General features: G+C 52.6%; 25 protein-coding genes. 13 read left to right on the top strand and 12 right to left on the bottom strand.

Annotated features, from left to right (window positions below):
* Window positions 1-205: 205 nt before the first annotated feature.
* Window positions 206-2116: a DEAD/DEAH box helicase gene (locus tag RIC05_RS15425; RefSeq protein ID WP_350045570.1), complete on the top strand. Its 1911-nt coding sequence runs from the start codon at window positions 206-208 to the stop codon at window positions 2114-2116.
* An 83-nt stretch (window positions 2117-2199) separates the two neighbouring features.
* On the opposite strand, the gene RIC05_RS15420 is transcribed toward RIC05_RS15425, so the two are convergent.
* Both RIC05_RS15420 and RIC05_RS15415 read right to left on the bottom strand, forming a co-directional pair.
* Window positions 2200-2652 (bottom strand): Rrf2 family transcriptional regulator, encoded by a 453-nt coding sequence (locus tag RIC05_RS15420; RefSeq protein WP_350041275.1) that lies wholly within the window; start codon window positions 2650-2652, stop codon window positions 2200-2202.
* A gap of 3 nt (window positions 2653-2655) precedes the next feature.
* Window positions 2656-3156, bottom strand: a complete 501-nt coding sequence (locus RIC05_RS15415; RefSeq protein WP_350045569.1) for a GNAT family N-acetyltransferase — start codon at window positions 3154-3156, stop codon at window positions 2656-2658.
* Window positions 3157-3597: 441 nt separating this feature from the next.
* On the opposite strand from RIC05_RS15415, the gene RIC05_RS15410 reads away from it, so the two are divergent.
* Window positions 3598-4077, top strand: coding sequence for an Lrp/AsnC family transcriptional regulator (locus tag RIC05_RS15410; protein ID WP_350041277.1), 480 nt, complete (start codon window positions 3598-3600; stop codon window positions 4075-4077).
* Window positions 4078-4156: 79 nt separating this feature from the next.
* Here the strand turns inward: RIC05_RS15410 and RIC05_RS15405 are convergent, their stop codons facing one another.
* Window positions 4157-5494: an MATE family efflux transporter gene (locus tag RIC05_RS15405; RefSeq protein ID WP_350045568.1), complete on the bottom strand. Its 1338-nt coding sequence runs from the start codon at window positions 5492-5494 to the stop codon at window positions 4157-4159.
* Window positions 5495-6035: 541 nt separating this feature from the next.
* On the opposite strand from RIC05_RS15405, the gene RIC05_RS15400 reads away from it, so the two are divergent.
* Both RIC05_RS15400 and RIC05_RS15395 read left to right on the top strand, forming a co-directional pair.
* On the top strand, window positions 6036-6734 hold the full coding sequence (locus tag RIC05_RS15400) for an alpha/beta hydrolase (protein ID WP_350045567.1): 699 nt from the start codon (window positions 6036-6038) through the stop codon (window positions 6732-6734).
* Between the two features lie 294 nt (window positions 6735-7028).
* The gene (locus RIC05_RS15395; protein WP_350045566.1) at window positions 7029-8729 is read left to right on the top strand and encodes a methyl-accepting chemotaxis protein; all 1701 of its coding nucleotides are present in this window, start codon (window positions 7029-7031) and stop codon (window positions 8727-8729) included.
* Window positions 8730-8832: 103 nt separating this feature from the next.
* On the opposite strand, the gene RIC05_RS15390 is transcribed toward RIC05_RS15395, so the two are convergent.
* The 7 genes from RIC05_RS15390 to RIC05_RS15360 form a co-directional block, all read right to left on the bottom strand.
* The gene (locus RIC05_RS15390) at window positions 8833-9408 is read right to left on the bottom strand and encodes a YceI family protein (protein ID WP_350045565.1); all 576 of its coding nucleotides are present in this window, start codon (window positions 9406-9408) and stop codon (window positions 8833-8835) included.
* Entirely contained in the window at window positions 9401-9991 is a 591-nt protein-coding gene (locus tag RIC05_RS15385; protein ID WP_350045564.1) for a cytochrome b, read from the bottom strand. Before RIC05_RS15385 ends, RIC05_RS15390 begins: the two co-directional genes overlap by 8 nt.
* A gap of 83 nt (window positions 9992-10074) precedes the next feature.
* Entirely contained in the window at window positions 10075-10668 is a 594-nt protein-coding gene (locus RIC05_RS15380; protein ID WP_350045563.1) for a YceI family protein, read from the bottom strand.
* A gap of 299 nt (window positions 10669-10967) precedes the next feature.
* Window positions 10968-11420 (bottom strand): DUF2155 domain-containing protein, encoded by a 453-nt coding sequence (locus RIC05_RS15375; protein WP_350045562.1) that lies wholly within the window; start codon window positions 11418-11420, stop codon window positions 10968-10970.
* An 8-nt stretch (window positions 11421-11428) separates the two neighbouring features.
* A complete protein-coding gene (locus RIC05_RS15370) occupies window positions 11429-11671 on the bottom strand; it encodes a hypothetical protein (protein ID WP_350045561.1) in 243 nt (80 codons plus the stop codon).
* 192 nt (window positions 11672-11863) lie between these two features.
* Window positions 11864-12316 carry an outer membrane lipid asymmetry maintenance protein MlaD gene (mlaD, locus tag RIC05_RS15365; protein WP_350045560.1) on the bottom strand — a complete coding sequence of 151 codons (453 nt, stop codon included), beginning with the start codon at window positions 12314-12316 and terminating at the stop codon, window positions 11864-11866.
* Window positions 12317-12459: 143 nt separating this feature from the next.
* Window positions 12460-12822 (bottom strand): NADH:ubiquinone oxidoreductase subunit NDUFA12, encoded by a 363-nt coding sequence (locus tag RIC05_RS15360; protein ID WP_350041287.1) that lies wholly within the window; start codon window positions 12820-12822, stop codon window positions 12460-12462.
* Between the two features lie 945 nt (window positions 12823-13767).
* Between RIC05_RS15360 and RIC05_RS15355 the strand changes: the two genes are divergently transcribed.
* The 8 genes from RIC05_RS15355 to RIC05_RS15320 all read left to right on the top strand — a co-directional run bounded on the left by RIC05_RS15355 (window position 13768) and on the right by RIC05_RS15320 (window position 23476).
* Complete coding sequence (locus RIC05_RS15355) at window positions 13768-17481, top strand: vitamin B12-dependent ribonucleotide reductase (RefSeq protein WP_350045559.1); 3714 nt, start codon at window positions 13768-13770, stop codon at window positions 17479-17481.
* 102 nt (window positions 17482-17583) lie between these two features.
* Window positions 17584-17967 carry a DUF3010 family protein gene (locus RIC05_RS15350; RefSeq protein WP_350045558.1) on the top strand — a complete coding sequence of 128 codons (384 nt, stop codon included), beginning with the start codon at window positions 17584-17586 and terminating at the stop codon, window positions 17965-17967.
* 13 nt (window positions 17968-17980) lie between these two features.
* On the top strand, window positions 17981-19075 hold the full coding sequence (locus RIC05_RS15345; protein WP_350045557.1) for a protein kinase domain-containing protein: 1095 nt from the start codon (window positions 17981-17983) through the stop codon (window positions 19073-19075).
* A 2-nt stretch (window positions 19076-19077) separates the two neighbouring features.
* Window positions 19078-19644 carry an isochorismatase family protein gene (locus RIC05_RS15340; RefSeq protein ID WP_350045556.1) on the top strand — a complete coding sequence of 189 codons (567 nt, stop codon included), beginning with the start codon at window positions 19078-19080 and terminating at the stop codon, window positions 19642-19644.
* A gap of 267 nt (window positions 19645-19911) precedes the next feature.
* The gene (locus RIC05_RS15335; protein WP_350045555.1) at window positions 19912-21681 is read left to right on the top strand and encodes an autotransporter domain-containing protein; all 1770 of its coding nucleotides are present in this window, start codon (window positions 19912-19914) and stop codon (window positions 21679-21681) included.
* Window positions 21682-21822: 141 nt separating this feature from the next.
* Complete coding sequence (locus tag RIC05_RS15330) at window positions 21823-22032, top strand: DUF3185 family protein (RefSeq protein WP_350041291.1); 210 nt, start codon at window positions 21823-21825, stop codon at window positions 22030-22032.
* Window positions 22033-22182: 150 nt separating this feature from the next.
* The gene (locus RIC05_RS15325) at window positions 22183-23004 is read left to right on the top strand and encodes a DODA-type extradiol aromatic ring-opening family dioxygenase (RefSeq protein WP_350045554.1); all 822 of its coding nucleotides are present in this window, start codon (window positions 22183-22185) and stop codon (window positions 23002-23004) included.
* Between the two features lie 49 nt (window positions 23005-23053).
* Entirely contained in the window at window positions 23054-23476 is a 423-nt protein-coding gene (locus tag RIC05_RS15320; RefSeq protein ID WP_350045553.1) for a secondary thiamine-phosphate synthase enzyme YjbQ, read from the top strand.
* Window positions 23477-23516: 40 nt separating this feature from the next.
* Here the strand turns inward: RIC05_RS15320 and RIC05_RS15315 are convergent, their stop codons facing one another.
* Complete coding sequence (locus RIC05_RS15315; protein WP_350045552.1) at window positions 23517-24137, bottom strand: TetR/AcrR family transcriptional regulator; 621 nt, start codon at window positions 24135-24137, stop codon at window positions 23517-23519.
* Window positions 24138-24218: 81 nt separating this feature from the next.
* On the bottom strand, window positions 24219-25118 hold the full coding sequence (locus tag RIC05_RS15310) for a DMT family transporter (protein ID WP_350045551.1): 900 nt from the start codon (window positions 25116-25118) through the stop codon (window positions 24219-24221).
* A gap of 266 nt (window positions 25119-25384) precedes the next feature.
* Between RIC05_RS15310 and RIC05_RS15305 the strand changes: the two genes are divergently transcribed.
* Window positions 25385-25852, top strand: coding sequence for a RidA family protein (locus RIC05_RS15305; RefSeq protein ID WP_350045550.1), 468 nt, complete (start codon window positions 25385-25387; stop codon window positions 25850-25852).
* The last annotated feature ends 121 nt before the right edge of the window (window positions 25853-25973 follow it).

Genomic DNA, 25973 nt, shown 5'->3' with positions numbered 1-25973 from the left:
GCTTTTCTCCCCTGATCTTTATGTATTTTTGCAGGTTACGCTGCCAAACTGTTGCGAACAAGCCTCTCGGCGGGTGCGAAATCGGTTTTCAACACGTTTTTTACGGCGTTTTTCTTGACTTAATTAAGTCTTCGCTTTACGACCCAAACAGCTTTTATAGCACTCGATTAACTTCAACGCATATCATTGCGGGAAAACGAACCATATGAATTTCGCCGATCTCGGTCTGAGCGAAGATATCCTCAAAGCCGTTGCAGACGCCGGCTACGACACCCCGACCCCCATTCAGGCACAAGCAATTCCGTCGGTGCTTATGGCACGCGACATTCTGGGCTGTGCACAAACAGGGACGGGCAAGACAGCCAGCTTCACCTTGCCGATGCTTGATATCTTGCATCACGGCCGGGCGCGCATGCGGATGCCACGGTCGATCATTCTGGAACCGACCCGCGAACTTGCGACGCAGGTGGCGGCAAACTTCGACACCTATGGCAAATATTTGTCACTGTCCAAAGCATTGATTATCGGTGGCGAGTCCGCTTCCGAGCAGGGCAAAATTCTGGAAAAAGGCGCTGATGTGATCATCGCGACGCCAGGACGCCTGATCGATACGTTTGAACGTGGCAAGCTTCTGCTCTCTGATTGCAAATTGCTTGTGATCGACGAAGCTGACCGCATGCTCGACATGGGCTTCATCCCCGACATTGAAAAAATCGTCAACATGCTGCCCAAGCAGCGCCAGACGCTTTTCTTCTCGGCGACCATGCCCAAGGAAATCCGACGCCTTGCGGACAAATTCCTGTCCAATCCAAAAGAAATCACCGTATCACCGCCTTCGACCATGGCGACCACGGTGGAACACAAGCTTCTTGTCATTGACGACATGGACAAGCGCGAAGCCCTTCGCCGTCTGATCCGTGCCGAAGACGTCAAGAACGCCTTTGTGTTCTGTAACCGCAAAAAAGACGTCGACATTCTGTTCAAATCGCTGACCAAGCACGGCTTTAATGCCGGTCGCATGCATGGCGATCTGGCACAAAGCGAACGTACCGAAACGCTGGCCAAATTCAAATCCGGCGAAATCACGCTGCTGATTTGCTCGGATGTTGCCGCACGCGGTATTGACGTTGCCGACGTATCGCACGTGTTTAACTTCGACGTCCCGTTCAATGCCGAAGATTACGTTCACCGTACCGGTCGTACCGGCCGTGCAGGCCGCGCAGGTAAGGCCTACAGCCTTGCCGTGCCCGAAGACGGCAAACTGGTCGCAGCGATCAATAAATCCATCAGCATGGATATTCCGCTGACCGAACTTGACGGCATTGAAACGCTTGAGCTCGACTTTACCGGCAAAAAACGCCGCAACAAGAAAAGCCGCAAGCCTGCCGGACGTGATGACAAACCGGAACGTTCTGCCCGCCCGGCACGGCCACAGCGTGACCGTGATGCATCTGCGTCAACGCAGCCGTCTTCTGCACCGCAGGAACCGGCCAAGGCCGCACCTGCTGCTGCACCGGCCGCACCAGCACCCGCTGCCCCGGCACAGGCACCTGCACGGACTGAACCGCAAAAGGCAGCAGCCCCGGCACCGCGCGAAACACGCAACAACAATGACCGCAACGATCGGTATGAGCGTAATGATCGCAATGACCGTTCAAACCGCAATAATAACCGCCGTGATCGCGATGACCGCGATGACAAACCGGGTATCGGCTTTGGCGATCATGTTCCGGCGTTCTTGCTGACCCCGGTTCCGGCATCCAGCCTTGGCCGCAAACCATCTGATGACGTTGAGGAACCTGTAAAGGCCCCGGCGACACGGAAACCGGCGGCAAAATCACCACGCTCTACCCGCGCAAAAACACCGCGCCGTCCGGCTAAAAAGGCCGCAGATACGGCACCGGTCGAAAACGCAAGCCCGGCCGACGAGACTTCTGCACCGACATCTGCTGCACCTGCTGCACCATCATCGGCTGAAGCAGCACCGGCACCGGCCAAGACCGAAGAAAAGAAACAACGTGCGCCGCGCCGTCCACGCAAGAAAGCAGCCCCCAAGGCTGCTGCTGCGGACACCGGCGACGCATCTGAAACAGCTTCAGCACCAAGCGAAAGCTAAGCTGCCTGTTTCAAACCAAATCAAAAAGGCCGTCAGATTTTTCTGACGGCCTTTTTGCTGTTCAAACTGATTGTTGTGCTGCGTTATACCGCGCGGAACAATCCGGTCGAAGTTGGTTTCTGCTTTTCCGGGCGACGCTTGCGCATCAGTTTAAGCATGGTTTCAATCGTAATCGACAGCAACGTGGCATGGGTGATCTCTTCGATCTCGTCCATCACCAATGCGAGGGCCGAACCGGCATTTGTATTTTGCACAATGCTGTTTGACGGGCCTGTGCCGACTTCTTCAAACAATTGCACCACATCTAAAAGTGTGGTGCGCTTGGCATTGCCACAGAAACGATACCCGCCCCCGGCACCACGCACCGATTCAACCAGTCCCGCCCGGCCAAGATCGCGCAGGACCTTTGCCAGATGGTTGGTCGATATGCTGTAGCGTTCGGCAATTTCCGATGCTGAAAGCTGACGGTCGGTGTCTTCGGCCAGTTCCAAAACGGCATAAAGGGCAAACAAGGTTGCCTTTTGCAAAGACATCATGGCTTAAGCCCCCTCTTCCATATCGGTTTCAAGCTGAATGAACGGGCCTGCCATCATGCCTTGGGACCGGAAGAAAGACATAAGATCGGTGGCATCACGCGGGATCATGGTCCGGATTTTGGTCACACCGGCCTTGCGGAAGCAGCGGCACAGTTCGTTATACAAAATCGTACCAATCCCCCCCATACGCAGGTTCGGCTCGACACTTACCGTCCCGACCCAGCCACATGGAACCGAATTGAATTCCCAGGAACGCACTTCGCCGAAAATACAGCCAAGCAGTTTGCCGTCTTCTTCTGCAATCAGGAAGAAACGGGAATCTTTGCGGTTGCCATATCGGGTGTACAGATCGTCCCAATATTCCGGTTTCCGCAATCCCGTTGTCCGGTCATCAAGACCAACGACATTTTGCAAATCCGCAACAACTGCCGGACGGATATTGATTTTATGCTCGCCAATCGTGACCAGGTTATATCCCGGCGTATTTTGCGCAGCGTCCACCATATGTGCCTTTCCATAACGTGGCTGGCTTTGGCCAACCTCTCCCAACTCCCGACAGGAGAATAACCACAATCAAAATAAGTAAATTGGTACGATTATACTATACTGCGAAGGTAGGACACGGCAATGATAAGTTCCGCTGCGACTGCTCACAAAGCCAAGCATTCCAAGGAATTGAACGACATACTGGCATTCATCTGTTCTGGCAAGTGCAATAGAGATGAATGCAACAGGGTCAGGATCCATTCAACAACACTTATACAGTGTAAAAAATACGGTCTTGAACGACGCAAAGATTGACAGAAACGCCAAGTCATGGCTTATCGCGCAGCAGAAAACACTTACAGATGATTGTAATTTTGGCAAATGATGCCAACAATTATCTGATGTAAACGGGCTTGATTTTCGGCCAGTATTTTATCGTCCAAAGGAGTGTGGCACGCCATGGCGCGCAACGGTTTCGACGCAATTGATCGCAAAATTCTTCGTGAAATTCAGGAAGACGGGCGAATCTCCATGGTCGAATTGGCTGACAAGGTTGGCCTGTCCGTTTCCCCCTGCCTGCGGCGTCTGCGCAAGCTTGAAGAAAGCGGCGTCATCCGCAAATATGTCGCCCTTCTCAACCCGTCGCATCTTCATCTTGGTGTGAATGTCTTTGTCACGGTGTCGCTTACCCAGCATGATGAACCGTCGCTCCGCCGGTTTGAAACCGCCGTGCAGGAACATCCGGAAATCGTTGATTGCTATGCCATGGTCGGCAATCAGGATTATATGATGCGCATCGTCGTGCCTGATCCGGCCTCTTATCAGCGTTTCCTGTCCGAAGTCATGATGAAGCTGCCCGGTGTCGCCAATATGAAATCAAGCTTCACCCTGCATGAAGTCAAAAACAGCACGACACTTCCCGTCGCTGAAACCGACTAACTCCCCGCACCAACGCCAATCGCCATATCATCTGAATGCCGCCCAATACGGATCGGCAGACGTGATCTGATATGCTGTCTCAGGCGACTGCCTTACGACGATCCGGAATGATCGTCGGGAACAGCACGGCCAAGGTCACCCCGCGCAGTAAAAAGAACCCGTTAAAAACGGCCCACAGCATATGGTTGCTGCCCATGCTGACCGCGATCCACGCAAACACCCCGTAAATCGCGACCGAGACCAACATCATGTTGCGCCATTGCTTGGTCTGCATGGCGCCCAAAAACACGCCATCAAACTGAAAACCAAGCACGCCCGTGATGGGCAGAATGACCGCCCAAAGCAGATATTCATACGATGCCGCACGGACTTCTTCGATACTGGTCAATGCATCAATCACCCATGGGCCGATAGCTGCAAACACAACCGCCATCGCCAAGGCCGACACAATGCCCCAGATCGTTGTTTTGCGGACCGCCCATAAGAACTGCTTGCGCCGCTCCGCACCATAAGCCTGCCCGACAAGGGTTTCTGCCGCATGGGCAAAGCCATCCAGCGCAAAAGACCCGAACATCAAAAAGTTCTGCAAAACCGCATTGGCCGCCAAGGTGACTTCGCCAAACCGGGCGGAAAAACTGGTAAACAGCGCAAAGGCCGATGTCAGCGCCATGGTGCGGATAAAGATATCGCCATTGATCTTCATCAGCTTGGCAAGCTGCACCCGATCAAGGATTCCAATCCCGCGCCAACTGCCGCCCAGCCGTTTGAGATGCTTCTGCATCAGGAACCACCCCAGCACCACACCGGAATAATCGGCAATAACAGTCGCCCCGGCAACCCCGCGCACATCCCAACCAAATCCTTGGACAAACAGAATATCAAGGATGATGTTGAGCGAGTTTAAAACCACCTGAAAGATAAACACCGCCTTGCTATCACGCATGGCAAGCAACCAGCCCAGCATGCAATATTGCATCAAGGTCGCAGGCGATGCCCAGATGCGGACATGAAAATAGTCCCGTGCGGCGGCTTCAACCGCAGGCGTCGGCGCAATCAGCGACATGGCCAATTCAATGATCGGCCATTGCAAAACCATCACGGCAAGCCCGGCGACAATTGCAATCAACGCGGCACGGGCGAAAACCGCGCGCACCCCGTTGGGATCACGACGGCCATAGGCCTGTGCGGCCAGACCCGTCGTTGCCATGCGTAAAAAGCCGAAACTCCAGAACACATAGGAAAAGATCAAGGCACCAATTGCCACCGCACCAAGGTAATGCGGACTGTCAAGATGACCGACAACAGCCGTATCAACGGCACCCAGCAGGGGAACCGTTGCATTGGAAAGAATAATCGGCAGGGTCAACGCTAAAACACGTCGATCCCCTTTGCCGAACCAGCGGCGCGTGCGGTTCATCTCGGTCTCTCATCAAATCGATGCTGTGGGGCGTTCCGGTGAACCGGAAGATTTCTTGTTACACACATTAAGGCAAGGCAAAAGACGGGTTTTTTGCCTTCCGGTACTCAAAAAATCCACATCGTTGAATTTCCCGATCTCCTGCACCTACCTTTTCGCGGAATTCGGTTTCCATTTTTCGACGACCAACAAGCTATTTTGAAATACCAGATGACATGATCCGTCGAACACTCATGGTAATTCATTGTTTTAAATAGATCTTTTTCTTTTCACAGATTCAACACCGCGTAATAGGGAGAATTCCAAATCCCTATACCAAGGCATAGCAATCTCATCACAAAGTAGAAAAACACCCGGAAATATTCCGAAATTCTTATTATACCTCGCAATTCATCCACAATTTTATCCACAGGCTGAGCATTCAAGCACGCCCGAACAATGCGCTCCCCAAATCACTCAGATGCGGTGCAGTGCAAAAATTGCTGGTGGTCCTTCGATTGCATTGCTAAGCAGGGACAAAGGAATAATCAGGAAAGTCATAATGAGCACCAACACATTACTGTCCGGGCCGACATTGCCCGCCACATCGGGCACCACCAAAAGCGTGGTTATTTTGCTGCACGGCTATGGCGCCGACGGGAATGATTTGATTGGCCTGGCACCGCATTTCGCTCGCGCCCTGCCCTACACGACATTCTATTCGCCAAACGCGCCCTTCCCGTGCGAAATGTCGCCGTTTGGTCGCCAATGGTTCAGTCTTGCCGAATATGATCCTGAATTTTTGCGCCGCGCGCCTGAAACCATGTCCGGTGCGCTTGCAGCCATGGCCGAAGGGGCGAATAAAAACGCATCCTACATCCATGATTTCATCGATCATGTGATGGAAACCCATGGCATCACCGAAGACAAGATTGCCCTGATCGGGTTTTCGCAAGGCACCATGATGTCGCTGCAAGCCGCCCCGCGCCGTGAAAAACAGATCGCGGGCGTCGTCGGTTTTTCCGGTGCCCTTCTGGGCGAAGCCGCCTTTGCTGCTGAGCTAAAATCCCGCCCGCCGATGGTTCTGATCCATGGCACGGCTGATCCGGTCGTCCCGATTGAAGCATCGCGCCTTGCAACGGAAACCTTGCGTGCCAACGACATTGACGTTGCCTTGCATGAACGCCCCAATTTACAGCACGGCATTGACGAAGACGGCATCATGATTGCCGTCAAATTCCTTAAAACCCGACTGGGTTAATTGCGGGCCCATTACACGCGATTTTGCGCCGATGCAACTTGCGGAATGCCGACGCTCCTGAACCGTTCGATCTAAACCCAAAAAACGCCTGCATCACATTCTGATGTCAGGCGTTTTTTGGGTTATGGCACGTGTTTATTTTCGACATCTTATTGAAACTTGCAGTCCAGATCGCCAATTGGGTTAAACCCCTTCCTACGTATAGAATCATATACTTAAGGATCATTTTATCGGACATCGTCTAGCACTGGTGACTTTTCCAGCCCCAAGACCAAGTTCTTCGGAGAAACGTCGATGCTACAACAAATAAAAATCGGCCATAAGATCACTATTCTTTCGGTTTTTGCATTAGTCGGCCTGATCGGTATTACCGCGTTTGAACTTTTAAGCCTGCGCACCATCCTGCTTGAAGACCGCAAAGAAAAAATTCAGTCTCTTACAGAATTTACAGTCTCCTTGGCCGACGATTACCAAGCCAAGGTCACGGCAAAAGAAATGGATCAGGACGCCGCAATCGCCGCCTTCTATGCCGAAATGGCTGCGGGGCGCTATGACGATGGCACGGGGTATTTCTTTGCCCTTGATAAAGACAGCGTGATGGTCATGCATGGCGCGAACGCCGCACTGACCAACAAACCCATGGGTGATACCAAAGACCCGACCGGGACGTTTTTCATCCGCAATCTGGTTGAAGTCGGCCTCAAACCCGGCGGCGGTTTTTCATCCTATTTCTGGCCAAAACCGGGTGAAGACAAGGACCTTACATTTGAAAAACTGTCCTTCTCTCAAACGCTGCCATGGGGTCATGTCATCGGAACCGGCATCTATATCGACGATGTTGACGAAATCTTCTATCAAAGCGCGACAAAACTGATCGCCATCAGTGCCGTCATCATCCTTCTTATTGCCTGTATCGGCATGCTGATCGGACGCGATATCACATCGGGCCTGCGCAAACTTTCAACCCGCATGACCCATATTGCTGACGGGAACCTGACGGGTGAAATTGAAGGTCAGGACCGCCGCGATGAAGTCGGTGACATGGCAAAAACGGTTGTCGCCTTCCGCAAACAGGCGCAACAAAACCATGATCTGCAATCGCGCCAGAAACAGCTTGAAACCGACGCCGATGAAAAACGCCGTTCGAGCGTGCTGGACATGGCCAACAGCCTTGAAAAACGGGTCAAAGGCCTGATCAAGGCGATCTCGGTTTCGATCTCGGAGATGAAGCAGGCAACGGCCAATATGGAAGAAGCCAGCAACACAAATAGCAGCCTTTCTGCGGCTGTTGCCGCGGCCACAACCCAGACATCGGCCAATGTCCAGGCCGTCTCGGCCGCAACCGAAGAACTCACCGCATCTTCTGACGAAATCGCCCATCAAATCTCGCAATCGGCCGATGTCGCCAACCGGGCCAATCAGGAAGCCGCGCGCACCAATGAAACGGTCGCCGGCCTTGCCGACGCCGCCCAGAAAATCGGCGATGTTGCAAAACTGATCGGTGACATTGCCGAACAGACCAACCTTCTGGCCCTCAATGCCACGATCGAAGCCGCCCGTGCCGGTGATGCAGGCAAAGGCTTTGCCGTGGTCGCATCCGAGGTCAAAAACCTTGCCAACCAGACTGCCAAGGCAACCGAAGAAATCAATCAGCAAATCCTCTCGGTGCAAAATGAATCCGCCGAAGCCGTCGAAGCGATCCGGCTGATTTCCGAAACCATCGCACAGGTCGCTGATAGCTCAACCGCGATTGCTGCCGCTGTTGAAGAACAGCATGCCGCAATCGGCGAAATCTCGCGCAGTGTCTCGCAGGCGGCAAACGGCACCAGCGAAGTCTCCCAGCGGATTGAAACGGTGAATGAAAATGCTGGTCGTGTGACGTCTGGCACGGCACAGCTTTCTCATTCGGCTGAAAAACTGGTCGATGAAGCCCGCTCGCTTGACGAAGCTGTCGAAAGCTTCCTGGCGGACCTTCGCAAAAGTGCCACAGCCTAACGATGTGATTTAAGAAACCGGAACAGAGCAAACGCCAACAAAAAACCGCCCCGTATCTCACGGGGCGGTTTTTGCGTTGAGTTATATATCTGTTCGGGCTTGGTTATTTACGGTCCGCTTCGATCTCAATTTCAATCGTGACATCATCGCCGACTTGCGCGGTATCGCTCCATTGGCCTTGGCCAACGCCAAAATCGGTTCGCTTGATGATGACTTCGCCTTTGGCCTCGGCCTTATCGCCGGTGATCTCAAGATCAAATGGCAACGTAACTTCGCGCGTCACATCACGGATCGTCAGATCGGCAACCGCCTGATACTTGCCCGGTGAAATTTCGCTAAACGACTTTGTCACGAACTGGGCTGTGGGCCATTGCCCGGCATCAAACCAGTCGGGCGAGACGATTTGACTATCGCGATCGCTATTCTGGGTATCAACCGATGCGATATCGATCAAAACACTGACCGACGATCCGGCAAGATCATCTGGAGAAAACACGATGGTCGCAGTGAAGGCCTTAAACTCACCTTCAAACTCGGCGCCAAGCTGGGTTCCCTTAAATTCGATCTCGCTATCAGTGGCATCGACAACCCATTCATCGGCCGCCTGCGCGGAACCGACAAATCCAACGACGCTGGCCATTACGCCTGCTGCCAGAATGTTTTTCAGTATCTTAGACATTGCTTTGATCCTCTGACAGGTTGGCGCTTCCTTTAGTGGCAGCACCGTGTGGCAACATGCGGCGCAGTGTCGCGTCGCGGTCGATGAAATGATGTTTCAGGGCGGCGGCGATGTGGATGCCAACAAGGCCAACAATCGCCCATGACAATGCCCAATGCACGGTTCGCAAGGTCTCAAACAGCTCCTTGTTGGGGGCAACAAGGTTTGGCAGGGTGAACAGGCCAAACACACTGACCGGGAAATTTGCCGCCGATGACATGACCCAACCCGAAAGCGGCATCGCGATCATCACGCCATATAACCCAAGATGGCCAAGCTTCGCCGCCAGACGTTCGATTTTGTGATTGCCAAGGGCCTTTGGGGTTGGCTCGCACAACCGCCAGACAATGCGCAACACAGCAAGGCTAAGAACCGTCACACCCAATGACTTATGGCGCGACATCCATTCAAGCTTGGCCAGGCCCAACGGCAGTAAATCCATATACCAGCCAATGGAAAACACCGTAATGACCAATGCCGCCATCACCCAATGCAGGCTTTTGGTTACACCGCCAAAACCCTTTTCATGACTTTTAATCACCATCGCAACCGTCCTTTAGACCGACAAAGACAAAATGGCGGGTGACTTTATCCAAGCCAGTCCCGCCATTCATCTGCATATCGAACTTATTTCTGAAGCAGGAACTCAGAAGAAATCTGCAAGGTCACTTCGTCGCCAACGGCCGGAACCAGATAGGTCATGCCATATTCCGAACGGGTCACGGTGCCATTGGCAGCAAAGCCAAGAATATGATCACCGGTCATCGGATGGTCGCCTTCACCGGTCAGGGTCACGTCAAGAACCAGTGGTTTGGACTGACCAAGAAGGGTCAGATCACCGGTGATTTTGGCGGTGTTATCACCGGTAAGCTCGACAGACGTGCTTTTGAAGGTTGCCGTTCCGTGATTTTCAACATCAAAGAAATCAGCCGTTTTCATGTGGTTATCAAGGCCTTCAAAACCGCTATCAACCTGGGTCAGATCGATGGTGATTTCGGCTGATGATGCGGCCAGATCGTCGCGATCAATCGTCACTTCGCCCGATGCGCCACCAAAACGTCCCTGATAATTTGAAAAACCAAGATGGTTCACAATGAAGATGACGCTGGTATGTGATGGATCCAGTTTATAGGTTTCTGCCGCCTGTGCGGAAACAGCGGCACCCGTAAGACCCGCGGTAATTGCCAGAACAACACCGGCTTTTTTAAGTACGTTAAACATTGTCTTTTCCCTCATGTTCATGTCGCGACCTGCAATGCTGCATCGCAAAATATGTGGAATGAGAATGACAGTCTGCGCATCGGCTCTCAAGCCGGTGCTGGGGCAACACACATGTTCTTATTTGGAAACAATAGAATGTTGATTTGCCATATTTACGACAACATAAGAACAGTTAAATATGTCGGCACATATCGGATTTCGGCGGGAACGCTTAGAAAATGCCACGAAAAAAGCTGACTGCCCTTTGGGTGTCAGCTTTTAATCACTCTGTCGCAAACCGCGTTTTTGCGCGATTGTTTCTAAGGCTGCTCTGGTGCGGGTTGCCCCTGCCCCGCCTGTGGCGCGGCATCAGCTTCTGCCGCATCTGCCGGGTTCAGACATTCTTTAAGCCAAACGTCATAAACCGGGTGTTCAAGCGCGGATAAACCGGGGCTTGATGCAAACATCCAGCCGGAAAAAATCTGATCCCGCGCCGCACGGCCATCATCGGGCACATCGGCGATATCAAGGAAGGTCGCACTTTCGGGCAATTCTTCTGGCGGTGTGCGGTAACAGGCATCGACCCGGATCGACAATGTGCCGAATTTGGTCGTTTGCCCGACCGGCACGTCAAAGGTCGAAATCCGCGCGGTGATTTTATCAAGCCCTTGTAGCTGGGCAACCGGGGCCGGACGATAATCAAGTGCGGCATAACCCGTTCCGATCATTGCACATGTCGAACAAATCGCGGCAATCGCAAAGGATCGTTTCATCTGGCTCTTCAGTCCTGTTTGTCGCTTTTATCATAGGGATTGTGCAGTTCAGCGACCACTTCGCGCATCACGGTGCGAAATTGCCCTTCATCGCAACCCATCAAAAGCGCATCTTCAAGCGCATCCTGCATCATTTCGCGCAATTCGCCGAAATTGTCATTCAGGACTTTGATCTTTTCCACACAGGATAATGGCGAACCATCGGTTGCCTGCCATGTTGGAAAATGCTGCATGTTTTCGGTCTTCTTCATCAACCGCTCCGACAGTGCTGATACGAAAGGATATCATTTCCAATCCGCATCACGTCATAGGCCAAACCACATAACCTAAACCACATAACCCTAACCATATTTCGCACATTCGCGCGCAAAACCGGCAAAATCATGGCCGTCTGGTTTTCCCGGCGGTCCAACAATTATTGATGGCCGATGCCGGGAGCTTGATCACTCTTTGCTGCTGGTGGACGAATAAATAACCTGACCGATCAGATCTTCAAGATTGACCGATCCTTGGGTGTATTCAATTTCGCCACCCTCTTCGATCATGTCAATATCGCCACCCGGTTCAAGTGCGACAAACTTGCCACCCAACAACCCGTCAGACGCAATTTTCGCCGAACTATCAAGCGGCAAGGTCAGATCAGAACGCACCGACATTTTCACAACAGCCATATAGGTATTCGGGTCAAGGTCCTGTGCGGTGACACTTCCGACTTTCACACCTGAAATGCGCACATCATTGCCAACAGCCAGACCGTCAATGCGGTTAAAGCTGGCTTTAAGCTCATATCCCTCGACGGTATCAAGGCCCGCACGGGAATAGGAATAGCCCGCAAATACAACCGCAACTGCAATAACAGCAGCACCAGCAAGGGTTTCGATCAGTCTATTGCTCATGGACCTTATCCGTCTTGTATGTCTTTGTTCTACATATTGGATTGCACAGCACTAAAACACAACCGTACAAACGAAACCGCTTAAGACAAAAACAGGCGCGAGTTGCCCCGCGCCCGCTCTATATTTTGATCTTGCTTGGCCAATCAGCCTTCCGGCGACCAAGCCTGATAGTCACCGGTCGCTTTCGCGCGCTTGCCACCACTATATTCATGGCCGGCCGGGCGATAGGCATGTTTGGTCCCGGTCAGGTTCGGCAGATGTTCTTTCTGCCAGTCATACCGGTCTTCCGCCTTGTCTGACAGCGGCGCATCAACGGTGTGATGCAGCCATGCATGCCATTCAGCCGGAACTTTCGACCCTTCGGCAATACCTTTGTAAACGACCCAACGTTTGGTGCGGCGGCCCGTGGCCGGAGTCTTTTCGGTGTAATAGATATTGCCGAAACGGTCTTCGCCAACGCGCTTGCCAAACAGCGCAGTATAAATACGGGTGCCGACGGTGGCCATGTTGGGTCTCTCTCCAGATTTGGTTTGTCCGCCCCGGTGACGTAACCGTCCCCAAAGCGGCACAGGGGTTACGCGGAATACCCCCTGTCGAACAAGTGACTTATATGTCGTGATGTTGCAGCAAAGTCAATGTTTCAAGGTCTCCTGCCCCCGACATTCCCCCAACTTTCCCCCGGTCATTGTCATTTGCCTGTAAATGGCCCCAACCCGGACTGGAAACAAGATCAAGGACTGATGATATCCATCGGTTCAAAACGACCCACAACTGCTGGTGGGGCGACGACTCATTGATCCATATATGTCTGGGGCCTTTGTCCACCCGGTTATCCACAATATGCGGTATGTCTGTTGTTGGCGTGACCGCATGGATCACGTTGAATTCGACCCAGAACAGAAACAGAATTTTAACATAAATATCAAACTGTTAATCGATATTCGCATGCTAACAATCACGGCAGATCAACAAGTTTTCAGCTTCGCACTGGAAATGCAACGCAAACGGCGTTAGCTTGTGTTTATCTTGTGAAGGACACCCCGTCCCGACACAACATGTAGTCCGAGTCTTAGGACCGACACACAATCACGCTGCGACAAGAACCGCAGTTTTCCGGGCATCAGCGCCGGATTCAGAGATTGTTAACGAGAATCCCAGCAGCATCGAATCAGCAAGACAGCAACTGACCCACTACATGTTGTGGTAAAAAACGCTGTCAACCACAAAGATTGGTGGACTGTGGCAAAATTTTGCCATTATAGTCTTCCCACGAACCGGATGGTTCCAAGGGGGGACCACTCCACACGAATACGGATTTAGCGCTGATCTCGCAAAGGCCAAAAAAATGGTCATAGGGGCGGCGTTTATGCATAGAGCAAACTATATAGAGTCAGGCGAGGCAGGCGCAAAGCGCCGCACGGCTTCACGTCTGATCATAACCGGAGCAGACCATGCGGATTACCAGAAAGTTCACTCAGGAAGGTGTCAGCCCATACGCAGACATCGACTTTCGCAAATCGTCATGCGTAATCAAAAACCCCGATGGATCGGTTGTTTTTGAAATGAATGACATTGACGTTCCCGCCTCCTGGTCCCAGGTGGCGAGTGACGTTCTGGCGCAAAAATATTTCCGCAAGGCCGGTGTTCCGGTTGCGCTGAAGCCGGTTAAGGAAAAAGACGTTCCGAACTGGTTGTGGCGTCAGGCTGCTGACAAGACCAAGCTCGAAAAAATGCCGACTGAAAAACGCTATATCAGCGAAACCAGCGCAACGCAGGTCTTCGACCGTCTTGCAGGCACCTGGACCTATTGGGGCTGGAAAGGCGGATATTTTGACGCCGAATCCGATGCGCAGGCTTTCTTTGATGAAATGCGCTATCAGCTCTCCCACCAGATGGGTGCTCCGAACTCTCCGCAATGGTTCAATACCGGCCTGCATTGGGCATACGGCATTGATGGCCCGGCACAGGGTCACTCCTATGTTGATTTCAAAACCGGCGAACTGACCAAATCGGCAAGCGCGTACGAACATCCGCAGCCGCATGCCTGCTTTATTCAGTCTGTTGCCGATGATCTCGTCAATGAAGGCGGCATCATGGATCTCTGGACCCGTGAAGCCCGTCTGTTCAAATTCGGCTCCGGTACAGGTTCGAACTTCTCGAATGTGCGTGGCGGCGGTGAAAATCTGTCGGGCGGCGGTCGTTCTTCCGGCCTGATGAGCTTCCTGAAAATTGGTGACCGTGCTGCTGGCGCAATCAAATCGGGTGGCACCACCCGCCGTGCGGCCAAAATGGTTGTTGTCGATATCGATCACCCCGATATCGAAGAATATATTGATTGGAAAGTCGTCGAAGAGCAGAAAGTTGCTGCCCTTGTCGCCGGTTCCAAACTTGCTGAAAAGCACCTGACCCAAGTTCTTGCAGCCTGCACCAACTGGGATGGCGCTGCTGACTCCGAAGATCGTTTCCTCCCGCGTGCCAACCCGCAGCTTAAAGAAGCTGTCTTGGGTGCCCGTGCGGTCATGATCCCGGACAGCTATATCAATAAAATCATTGAATTCGCCCGTCAGGGCTTCACCGAAATCAGCTTCAAAACCTATGACACTGATTGGGATTCCGAGGCATATCTGACCGTATCGGGTCAGAACTCGAACAACTCGGTTCGTGTCTCGAACGGCTTCCTTCAGGCTGTTTTGGATAACGGTGACTGGGAACTGATCCGTCGTACCGATGGCAAAGTTGCTAAAACCATTGCTGCACGTGATCTGTGGGACAAAGTTGGCGAAGCCGCCTGGGCCTGTGCCGATCCCGGCATCCAGTATGACAGCACGATCAACGAATGGCACACCTGCCCGAATTCGGGTCGCATCAATGCGTCCAACCCGTGCTCGGAATATATGTTCCTTGATGATACCGCGTGCAACCTTGCCTCCCTGAACCTGATGAACTTCCGTTCTGATGATGGTGGCGTTGATGTTGCGGCCTATGAACATGCTGTCCGTCTGTGGACGGTTGTTCTGGAAATCTCGGTTCTGATGGCACAGTTCCCGTCCGATCGTATTGCCGAACTTTCCTACCGCTACCGCACGCTCGGCCTTGGTTATGCCAACATTGGCGGCCTGCTCATGAGCATGGGCATTTCATATGACAGCGACGAAGGCCGTGCGATTGGCGCGTCCCTGACCGCGATCATGTGTGGTGTTTCCTATGCCACTTCGGCCGAAATGGCGGGTGAACAGGGTCCGTTCCCGGGCTATGGCGACAATGCCAGCGAAATGCTGCGTGTTATGCGCAACCATCGCCGTGCAGCTTACGGCGAACAGGATGGATATGAAGGCCTTGCCATCAATCCGGTTCCGCTGGTCGCTGCTGACAGCCCCTATGCCGAACTTCCGGTTGCCGCGCGTGCCGCATGGGACAAGGCGATCGAGCTTGGCGAAAAGCATGGCTATCGCAATGCACAGACCACCGTGATTGCCCCGACCGGCACCATTGGTCTGGTGATGGATTGCGACACCACCGGGATCGAGCCTGACTTCGCACTCGTGAAGTTCAAAAAGCTTGCCGGTGGCGGATATTTCAAAATCATCAACCGTACCGTTCCGGTTGCCTTGGCAACCCTTGGCTATACCGAAAACCAGATCCGCGACATTGAAAAATTCGCAGTCGGTCACGGAACGCTCAAAGGCTCGCCGTCCATCACCCATGATGACCTCAAAGCCAAGGGCTTTGACGACGACGCGATTGCCAAGGTTGAAGGCGCGCTTAAAAACGCATTCGACGTCAAGTTTGTCTTTAACAAATACACCTTTGGCGATGATTACTGCATCAACCAGCTTGGTCTTGATGCCAAACAGATCAACAGCATGGACTTTGACATGCTGGCCGCCCTTGGGTTTGATAAAAAACAGATCGAACTGGCAAACACCTATGTTTGTGGCGCGATGACCCTTGAAGGTGCCCCGCATCTGCGTGACGAAGACCTCTCGGTCTTTGATTGTGCAAATCCATGCGGTCGTACTGGCAAGCGTTATCTCTCGGCTGAAAGCCACATCCGTATGATGGCCGCAGCGCAGCCTTTCATCTCGGGTGCGATTTCGAAAACCATCAACATGCCAAGCAGTGCGAACATCCAGGATTGTAAAGACGCATATATGCTGTCCTGGCGTCTTGGTCTGAAGGCAAATGCGCTCTATCGTGATGGCTCGAAACTCAGCCAGCCGCTGAACTCTGCCCTTGTTGAAGAAGACGATTACGCTGATCAGCCGTCTGCCGCCAAGGCAACTGCCGCATCCCAGCAGATCGTTGAAAAAATCATCGAACGCGTCATCCGTGGCGACCGTCGTTCCCTTCCGGGCCGCCGCAAAGGTTACACCCAGAAGGCCACCGTTGGCGGTCACAAGGTTTACCTGCGTACCGGTGAATATGAAGACGGCAAACTTGGTGAAATCTTCATCGACATGCATAAAGAAGGTGCGGCTTTCCGTTCCTTGATGAACAACTTTGCAATCGCCGTTTCCATCGGCCTGCAATACGGTGTTCCGCTCGAAGAATATGTCGAAGCCTTCACCTTCACCCGCTTTGAACCATCGGGCATGGTTTCCGGGAATGATGCGATCAAGATGTCGACCTCGATCCTTGATTACATGTTCCGCGAACTTGCGATTTCCTATCTTGGTCGCAATGACCTCGCCCATGTTCAGCCATCCGACATCCTTCCCGATGCCGTTGGTGAAGGTGTGGCCGAAGGCGATCTTGGCGAAGCTGCCAAGAAATCCGGGGATCAGGCGATTGAAACCATCCGCAAGGTGGCATCAAGCGGCTTCGTGCGTCGCAACCTTTATGTTGTCGATGGCGGTGCCCAGACCGAAGAACGCGTTGTCGAAGTCAAATCGACAGGCACCGACGGCCATGGCCACAGCCACACTGCCGAAACGGCAAGTGCCGCAGCCACAACCGCCGCACCGGCAGCACCGCAGACCACTGCGATCCTGACGGCCGGCGAAGAAGTCTCGGCCAAGGTCGACCAGAAAATGGACCAGATCCGCGAAGCCCGCATGAAGGGTTACGAGGGTGATGGTTGCCCCGATTGCGGCAACTTCACGCTGGTCCGGAATGGCACCTGTCTGAAATGTGACTCTTGTGGCGGCACGACGGGCTGCTCGTAACTTTCACAAATATTGCGTGAAATCCGTATATTATTCTAATATAACGTGCAAAAATGGCTGCGACTTAGTTCGCAGCCATTTTTATTTCTGAGGTAATTAAGTATGAAAGTTATTGGAATAGACTTTAATGCCCATCAGATGTGCTACATCGTTATTGAGGGCGAGCAAGAGAATTTTGACATCCTAGATTACAACAAAATTGCGTTATCAAGCACGCGATCATCTGGGGACCTACAAACATTTCAAGTCGCTGTTAGCGGGCTACTTAAAGATGCGACCCCCAACAAAATTGCAATAAAACAAAAAAACGAAAAAGGTTTTCGTTCTATGGGCCCCGCGGGCTTAAAAATGGAGGGCCTGCTTCTTGCTTCGGCAGAATGTGAAGTCGTTTTCATAAGCTCTAAAAAAACGCAAAAGATAGAGCTTGAAAGTGCACCTAAGAAGTTTGTTGAAGATGCCCTGAAATCTGCCATTTCCGCCCTCTAACAAGCAGGCCCTAATGATAGAACTTCAGAATATTGATACAAGAAATCTACCTGAAGCAATTGCCCTGAGTCTAAACGAACTCGCAGTCCACTATGCTGATTTTGGCGAGAATCATGACGGGAGAAATGGGCATTTGTTCTCGGCTAGAAACAAAGTCTCTAATGCTGAAGTTGCTATCAAATATTACTACGGAGAGCCTGGTGACGCACGCCATGACGAACCACGTGTTTTGCAAGAGATTAATAGCCCCAACGTGATCAATATCTATGAAGCTCGAAACGTCGACGACGAATGGGCTTTTTTTATAACTCCTTGGCGGCAAGATGGTAATTTAGACCGCTTAATTTCTGAGAGATGCAAACTCCGAAGAGCAATTACATTAACCACGAATATCGCTCTCGGACTAAGCGAACTTCATCAACGCAACTTAGTTCACAGGGATCTAAAACCCGCAAACATTGTTTTGAACAACGATGTTCCAGAAATCGCAGACTTTGGAAGCGTTAAGTTGCTACCGAATGCAGTAGGTCAAACCACGGCATCTCAGCACACATTACTTTACAAGCCTCCTGAAGCGTTCATTGATGGTACATATACAAAGCAGGGAGACTACTACCAACTTGGTTGCATACTGTACCAATTGTGCGGAGGGAAATTCCCTTACGATATTATGGAACACTTTAACACAAAGGACGCAAAAGCTTACCGGGCACTAGATGATGACTTTCACCGCTCCCAGTTTGTCGACCGAGTTATTGAGCGAAAGTGTATAAAATCTAAGATATTAGATATCTCTTCGCTCCCCCCTTACATTCCGAACGCGGTCAGAAAGTGCATTCGTGAACTCACGGCAATTTCTTTGGACCGACGACCTAGCACAATTGGTTCCGTCAATGGCTGCCTATCAAGAGCCCTTAACAGTATCAATGGTGATTGGTGGCATGATCAAAATGGGATTATCTACAGGCAAAAAGATAACAGTCGCATAGTATTTTCACCTGTCGAGAATAACCTGTATAGGGTAGATCAAAACAAAGGTAATGGATTTCGTCGGGTTCCAAAGACTGCGGACGAACCTCTCAACCAACTCCTTAAACGGTTCATATGAAGATGACTTTTCGCATCGACAAAGCCACCGCCCTCATCGTCCTTGATGTGCAAAAGGCCATCGACGATCCGAAATGGGATTCAAAAAACAATCCCGGCTATGCCGATGTGATTGCCAAGCTTCTCAGCACATTTCGGGCGCGCAATCTGCCCGTGATCCATATCCGCCACGAAGAATCCAATCCGGCCTCAACCTTTTACGCGGACGGCCCCGGTCAACCGTTCAAGGACGAAGCAACCCCGATGGATGGTGAAACCGTCATCACCAAATCTGTTAATTGCGCCTTCATCGGCACCGATCTTGAACAACATCTGCGCGACCGCGGCATTACGCGCCTGATCTTTACCGGCGTTGTCATTCACAATTCGATGGATGTATCGATCCGTGCCGCGCACTGCCTTGGCTTTGACTGCCACCTGCCACTTGATGCCACCACCGCGATTGATGTCACGGATGCCCACGGCAAACGGTTTGATGCGCAAACCGTCTTTGATCTTTATGCCGCCGTTCTGGCATCAGAATATTGCACGCTGACTCGCAGTGATGATGTGATCAGCACCCTGTCCTGAACGACATTTTCCTTGACCAAATCACGCACCTGACAGCCTTCGCTGTCCACTTATGGTCAATCATTATCCACTTATGGTCAGAAATCGACACACCTCCGTCCTTAAGGATAACCCTCACCGCGTAATGCCTTTATTGATCCTGCAACGGGACCGATCCGTCGGCACCGATCAAAAAGGATATGGGCATGGCGAACAATGCATAAGAACAGAAGCACCTGCAAACAGGAGCGATCTGATCGTTCTCCCGTGACCGCGTGCAAAACTCTCGTGAAAAACGGCCTGTGTGCATTGGCCCTTACGGGCCTATCCCTGCCCTTTGCCAACAGTGCCTTTGCGCTAAGCGATGGCTGTAACACCCTAAACAGTTTCTCAGGAACCTCGAATGGCGCGCAGTTCTCCAGCGCCTTTAGTGCGAACGAGATCGCCAAGATTACCTTCACACATGCGGCCCCTGCTTCGACAATCAACTATACCTTTACCTATACGGACAATAACAACGCGGCCAATTCGCAGACGATCACGACCGGTAGCTCTGAAAATGGCGACACCATCACCCTGTCCTTCGAGATCCCAGCCGACACCACAGACGGCGTCCTTCGCTTTGAAGGCATCGGCGCGACATACAACATGACAGGTGCCTGCGCACTCAAAGTAGAACCTGCCGCGTCATCCTCCGCCAGCACCACATCCGCTGTGATCGCGGCCGTCTCGCGCTCCCAGACCACGGTTGTTCAACAAAATATCGCATCGCGCGTCTCATCCGTAATCAGTGCCGCCAACAATTCCAATACCAACAATGTGCCGGGCCTTACCTCCTCAATGCGCGAAACCAGCCCCCATCGCACCAGCCTGACCGACATAGCACCCGATGAGGGCCGCAACAGCAATAGCATCACGGATCGCGATGACGCACTGCGCCGCATGGCGATGATGGGCAGTTTTGACAGCTCCACCGGCCTTGGCATGGATATGCTCGGCCTTGGCCCGACCGACCAAGGCGATGTTGGTGGTGCCGCCGGTGTCGATGGCCGTTCGGCCTTTGCCACCACATCCCCCTTTACGGTGTGGGGCCATGGCTCCTTTACCTCGGTTGAAAACGACTATGTCAACGGCACCACGGACAGCCGCTATGACGGTGATGTCTGGGGCTATAATCTCGGTCTGGATTACCGTTTTGCCGACGCCCTGATCGCGGGCCTGTCGCTTGGTTACACCGATACCGACCTGACCACGTCGTTTAACAATGGCAGTTACAATGAACGGGGATGGACGATATCCCCCTATGCCATCTATCGCCCGATTGAAAACCTGACCATCTCTGGCGAAGCGGGCTATGGCACGGGCGACATTGATGTGATGCGCGACAACAAGGCGGTGTCGGGCACCACAGAATCAGACATGTGGTATGCCGCGCTGACCACGTCTTATCGGCTCCGTCCGGTTGATACCTTGCCGGTATCGTTAACCCCGTCTCTGGCCTTTTTGGCGGCTCGCAAAACCGTCGATGCCTATACCGAAAGCAACGGCACACAAAATACCAGCAGTCGCTCCAACACCCGTCAGATCAAACCGGCCATCGAGGTCGCCTATGACTTCGCCCCGACCCAAAGCCTGACCGTCTCGCCCTTCCTTGAAACCGGTCTGGTCTATGATTTCACCGATGAAATCAACAATGACAAAACCGCGTTTAACATTGGCGGCGGTGTGCGCCTGTCTGATGCGATCACCGGGTTGAATGCCGCCCTTGAGGGTACCTATCTTGCCGGGCGGTCTGACTACCGCGAATACACTATCGGCGGCACCATCACCTATGGCTTTGCCCTGACCGATCAGGCCGGACGCCAGATGGGGATTGTAAGCCCGTTCTTTGCCAGCAACCTCAACGAATTTGGCAATCAGCGCATGCGCACCGGATTTGGCTTTAATATCGGCGGACTTACCAGCGAGCTTGCCCTCAGCCACAGGATGTCGGTTGCCAATGATAATGATGACACTGAAACCAGTACGGTCGAAATCAGCATGTCCTTGCCGTTCTGATTTCAGTCCATGGGCAATGCCCCGTCAACCCGCCCCGACAGGATGTTTTACGCTGCCTTGGAACAACCGTAATCACGCGGCGTTATCTTTTCTGTTCAATATGTTCAAAAGCAAAATAGAGAAAAGGCAGGAGCAAACATCATGTCCATGGCCCGTATTCTTGGCGTTGTCATTCTTGTGGTTGGCGTTGCCCTTCTGGTAACCGGCTATAACGCATCGGAAAGTGCTGTTGATCAGATTTCCGAAACCCTGGTTGGCCGCTATACCGATGAAACCATCTGGTATCTGATTGCCGGGGTTGCAGGTGTTGTCGGTGGTGTGCTGCTGATGCTGTTTGGCCGCCGCGCCTAATCACGGAACTCCCAAAATCAAATTCCCATTGCCCGGCATCCGATCTTTCGCCGGGCAATGGCAACAGACTGTTTACGAACCGCATCTGGTCATTGCCCGCTATTACGCTCATAGTCAGGATCGATACTGTCCCTGATCAAGGTGCCCGACATGACCGACGCAACCGCAAAACCCCCATCCGCAAATCTGGCCCCGATGTTTATCTCGCACGGCTCTCCGATGCTGGTTGCGCGTCAAAACACACCCGCCTTTGATTTCTTTGTCGGTGAGCTTGGCCGCCATACCGACGGTGTCCGCGCCATCTTGATCGTCTCCGCCCATTGGCAGACCGATGCCCCGACCATCTCGACCGCAGCACAGCAAGAAACCATCCACGATTTCTTTGGCTTCCCGAAACCGCTGTATGATCTGCATTATGACGTCGCAGGTGATCCCGACCTGGCCGGGCAAATTGCCGATCAGATCGATATTGCCACCGATGACGCGCGTGGCCTTGATCACGGGGCATGGATGCCGATGATCCTCGCCCGCCCGACTGCCGACATTCCGGTTTTTCAGCTTTCCATGCTCGGCCATGGCAGCCCCAAAGATCATTATGAACTGGGCAAAAAGCTTCGTGGATTGCGCGATCTGGGGGTTCTTGTCATTGGCAGTGGTGCGATGACCCACAATCTGCGCGTACTTGATCGCAATGAAGGGCCGATTGATCCATGGGCCAGGGAATTCACCGACTGGATGGTTGAAAAAACCCGAACCCACGACATTGATGCCTTGCTAAATTATCGCAAGCTCGCCCCGCATGCAGAAATGGCCCACCCCGAAGACGATCATTTGATGCCGTTTTACGTCGCCCTTGGCGCGGCATCAGACGGTTTCACGCCCGATCTGATCCATAACAGCTATGAATTTGGCAACCTTGCCATGACGGCTGTGCGGTTTTACGATCAAAACAACGCCAAAGCTGCCGCCTGACGGAACGCCTTCCCGTCCGGCACGTAAGGACATGACGGGATAAAATACGATGCTGACACAAGACCAGACCACGCTTGAAATCACCACCAACGGTCAGGGCCTGTTTGAAATCACCGATCCGGTTCAATCATGGATCGCCCAAACCGGCCTGTCTTGTGGTCAGTTGACCGTCTTTGTCCGCCATACATCGGCCAGCCTGACCATTCAGGAAAACGCCGATCCGGATGTGCGGCGTGATCTCGAAACCTTCTTTGCCCAATTGGTGCAGGAAAACCCGTCCCTGTATCGCCACACCTGCGAAGGGCCCGACGATATGCCCGCCCACATCAAATCCGCCCTGACCGATGTGTCTTTGACCCTTCCGGTTGGCGATGGCCGGGCGATGCTGGGCACCTGGCAGGGGATTTATCTGTTTGAACATCGCCATGCGCCGCACCGGCGCAAAGTCACCCTGCATCTGATCGGGGAATAGTGCGCATTTAAAGCGCGTCAGATTTAAGCTGCGCTCCGCTCTAGGCCGCCAATTCCGGCTTTGACGCCCAAAGCCCCATCACCTGCGCTTCGACCAGTTCGCGCAATGTTGCACACATATCTTCGCAGTCGAAATTCTGGCTACTCATATGTTCGTGGATGGTAAACAGGAAAAGCGCCATCAGGCTTTTACGGATCAGTTCCGGCGACAAATTCGCGTTTAGTTCCCCTGAAAGCTGCGCTTCTTCGATCAAACCCTGAATCGCCTTGATCAGACCGCTGCTTTGCATCAGGTCCTGCACCGCCCCTTTGCGCGGGCTGAACACCACATGCTGCATGATCACCTGCCACATACCGGGATTAAGACCGATCTGGGCAAAGCGATAAGATGCCACATGCATCAGCCTGTCCACAAAGCACCATTCCGGGTCCATGGTATAAAGACCGATTTCAATTGCCTCGGCCATTTGCGCCCCGATGCAGCAAATCACCAGTTCTTCCTTGGTGGGGAAATGATTGAAAATTGTGCCTTCGGCCACACCGGCCCGCTTGGCTATTTCGCGGGTTGATGCGCTGTCAAAATCGCCATTCGCAAAACAGCTGCGTGCGGCTTCAAGTATCTTTTGACGGGTTTCTTCGCGTTTGGTCGCCCGGATATTCATGGGGCCTCTCCGATTGGATGAGTTCACTCAATGAGTACACTCACCTAAACCGCATAAGCCGATCTGTCAATTACCGTGATCTTAAAGTGGTGCAGCTGCGCGCATACGGCGACTTTCGCGAATACCCAGAAGACTGTGGAACACCAATGTCACGATGACGATTGTGCCACATATAAGGGTCATCCGGCCCGGTGTTTCGTCAATCACCAGCCACACCAGAAACGACCCAAGGATCGCTTCATTCAGCATGATCAAACCGACCTCGGCGGCGGGGATTTTTCGTGCCCCGGCGGAAATAAACAAAAACGATACCGGCAGCACCCAGAACCCCAACATCAAAAGCCAAACCCAGTCCATGCCCGTCACACTAAACGGCTCCGCCATCGGCAGCAGGATCAGTGCGCCCATACAGGAGCCAAACAGCATGGCCTTGATTTCATTGATCTGCGGCCGTGCGCCAATGACGTTAAAGAACCCGGCCATACAGGTCGCAGCACACAGGGCAAGAACATCGCCAAGGGCATTTTCCCCGCCAAACCCGGCCCCGACAATCAAGGCAAGGGCGACAAACACCACAACGGACGCCACCCATGTCCGCATCGGTTGGTTGCGTTTAAACACCAACACCCCGATCACACCGGCAATCAACGGGGTGGCGGCAATGATCACCAATGTGTTTGCCGCATCGGTGTTGCGGATCGACAGGATAAAGAAAATCGTCGTGCCGCAAAAAAACAGACCGGCGGGAATTTCATGACGTCCGGGGATGACCGAGGCAACAAACCCTTGCCCCTTATAGTGCCCTTTGATCAAGGCCATCACAAAGGTCGCAACCGCCAGAAAACCGATCCGCCAGAATGACGCCGTCATATCGTCCACTTCAATCAGGCGGATCAATAAGGCATCCGGGCAAATGACAAGCACCCCGATCAGGGCAAGCCACGCACCGTGCAAATTTCCGACCTGATTGCGAAACGACATATTTTGCGACTTTCAATCATTTGATATCAAACTAAAAAACACGCCTTGCCTTTGATATTGCGCATGAATTTTATCCCTATAGTTGTGCGGTGCTTTGGCCGTGAAGGCAATTTCATTTTTTTCAAACCTCGGTGAAACAGCTTCAAGCAATTAACCACATTGCAATAATGCTGCGTCGCACAAGAAAAGAAACTGTTTTGTTCAGAACCCAAGGCCGTTAAGTTTGGCAAAATGACACGCCACCACAGTAAAAAGGATCAATCCACATGGCTGGAAAAATTGATGCCCATCTTGCCGATCTTGGCATTACGCTTCCGATCGCCACCGCGCCATTTGCCAATTACGTGCCCTATGTTGTGTCAAACAACCTTGTCCACATCTCGGGTCAGATCACCATGGAAAATGGCGAGCTGAAATTTGTCGGCAAACTTGGCAAGGATTTCGATGTTGAAACCGGCCAGAAGGCAGCCCGTCTGTGCGCGCTCGTCTTGATTGCACAGCTTAAATCCGCGATTGGCGATCTTGATAAAGTCACCCGTGTCGTCAAACTGAACGCGTTCGTCAATTCCGCCCCGGACTTCACCGATCAGCCCAAAGTCGTCAATGGCGCGTCCGATACCATGGTCGAAATCTTTGGCGATCTTGGCAAACATGCCAGATCCGCTGTTGGTGTGGCCTCCCTCCCGCTTGGTGTCGCGGTCGAGATTGATGGCATTTTCGAATTCGCTAACTAAGCCTGATCAACAACATCGAAATCAAGCCGGGCCATCGCCCGGCTTTTTTGTGCCCGGTTGCCGTTAAAACCCGCTTGACCTCAATCGCGGTTGAGGTCCGATAAGCACCGCATCACATCCA

The sequence above is a fragment of the Thalassospira sp. genome (assembly GCF_040218635.1).
Classification (GTDB): domain Bacteria; phylum Pseudomonadota; class Alphaproteobacteria; order Rhodospirillales; family Thalassospiraceae; genus Thalassospira.
The sequence above is the reverse complement of the archived record's forward strand: the minus strand, read 5'-3'. Positions and strand labels throughout refer to the sequence as shown.

Coding starts and splice junctions, on each gene's coding strand:
- RIC05_RS15425 (WP_350045570.1), top strand. CDS start 206: ATGAATTTCGCCGATCTCGGTCTGAGCGAAGATATCCTCAAAGCCGTT.
- RIC05_RS15420 (WP_350041275.1), bottom strand. CDS start 2,652: ATGATGTCTTTGCAAAAGGCAACCTTGTTTGCCCTTTATGCCGTTTTG.
- RIC05_RS15415 (WP_350045569.1), bottom strand. CDS start 3,156: ATGGTGGACGCTGCGCAAAATACGCCGGGATATAACCTGGTCACGATT.
- RIC05_RS15410 (WP_350041277.1), top strand. CDS start 3,598: ATGGCGCGCAACGGTTTCGACGCAATTGATCGCAAAATTCTTCGTGAA.
- RIC05_RS15405 (WP_350045568.1), bottom strand. CDS start 5,494: ATGAACCGCACGCGCCGCTGGTTCGGCAAAGGGGATCGACGTGTTTTA.
- RIC05_RS15400 (WP_350045567.1), top strand. CDS start 6,036: ATGAGCACCAACACATTACTGTCCGGGCCGACATTGCCCGCCACATCG.
- RIC05_RS15395 (WP_350045566.1), top strand. CDS start 7,029: ATGCTACAACAAATAAAAATCGGCCATAAGATCACTATTCTTTCGGTT.
- RIC05_RS15390 (WP_350045565.1), bottom strand. CDS start 9,408: ATGTCTAAGATACTGAAAAACATTCTGGCAGCAGGCGTAATGGCCAGC.
- RIC05_RS15385 (WP_350045564.1), bottom strand. CDS start 9,991: ATGGTGATTAAAAGTCATGAAAAGGGTTTTGGCGGTGTAACCAAAAGC.
- RIC05_RS15380 (WP_350045563.1), bottom strand. CDS start 10,668: ATGTTTAACGTACTTAAAAAAGCCGGTGTTGTTCTGGCAATTACCGCG.
- RIC05_RS15375 (WP_350045562.1), bottom strand. CDS start 11,420: ATGAAACGATCCTTTGCGATTGCCGCGATTTGTTCGACATGTGCAATG.
- RIC05_RS15370 (WP_350045561.1), bottom strand. CDS start 11,671: ATGAAGAAGACCGAAAACATGCAGCATTTTCCAACATGGCAGGCAACC.
- mlaD (WP_350045560.1), bottom strand. CDS start 12,316: ATGAGCAATAGACTGATCGAAACCCTTGCTGGTGCTGCTGTTATTGCA.
- RIC05_RS15360 (WP_350041287.1), bottom strand. CDS start 12,822: ATGGCCACCGTCGGCACCCGTATTTATACTGCGCTGTTTGGCAAGCGC.
- RIC05_RS15355 (WP_350045559.1), top strand. CDS start 13,768: ATGCGGATTACCAGAAAGTTCACTCAGGAAGGTGTCAGCCCATACGCA.
- RIC05_RS15350 (WP_350045558.1), top strand. CDS start 17,584: ATGAAAGTTATTGGAATAGACTTTAATGCCCATCAGATGTGCTACATC.
- RIC05_RS15345 (WP_350045557.1), top strand. CDS start 17,981: ATGATAGAACTTCAGAATATTGATACAAGAAATCTACCTGAAGCAATT.
- RIC05_RS15340 (WP_350045556.1), top strand. CDS start 19,078: ATGACTTTTCGCATCGACAAAGCCACCGCCCTCATCGTCCTTGATGTG.
- RIC05_RS15330 (WP_350041291.1), top strand. CDS start 21,823: ATGTCCATGGCCCGTATTCTTGGCGTTGTCATTCTTGTGGTTGGCGTT.
- RIC05_RS15325 (WP_350045554.1), top strand. CDS start 22,183: ATGACCGACGCAACCGCAAAACCCCCATCCGCAAATCTGGCCCCGATG.
- RIC05_RS15320 (WP_350045553.1), top strand. CDS start 23,054: ATGCTGACACAAGACCAGACCACGCTTGAAATCACCACCAACGGTCAG.
- RIC05_RS15315 (WP_350045552.1), bottom strand. CDS start 24,137: ATGAATATCCGGGCGACCAAACGCGAAGAAACCCGTCAAAAGATACTT.
- RIC05_RS15310 (WP_350045551.1), bottom strand. CDS start 25,118: ATGTCGTTTCGCAATCAGGTCGGAAATTTGCACGGTGCGTGGCTTGCC.
- RIC05_RS15305 (WP_350045550.1), top strand. CDS start 25,385: ATGGCTGGAAAAATTGATGCCCATCTTGCCGATCTTGGCATTACGCTT.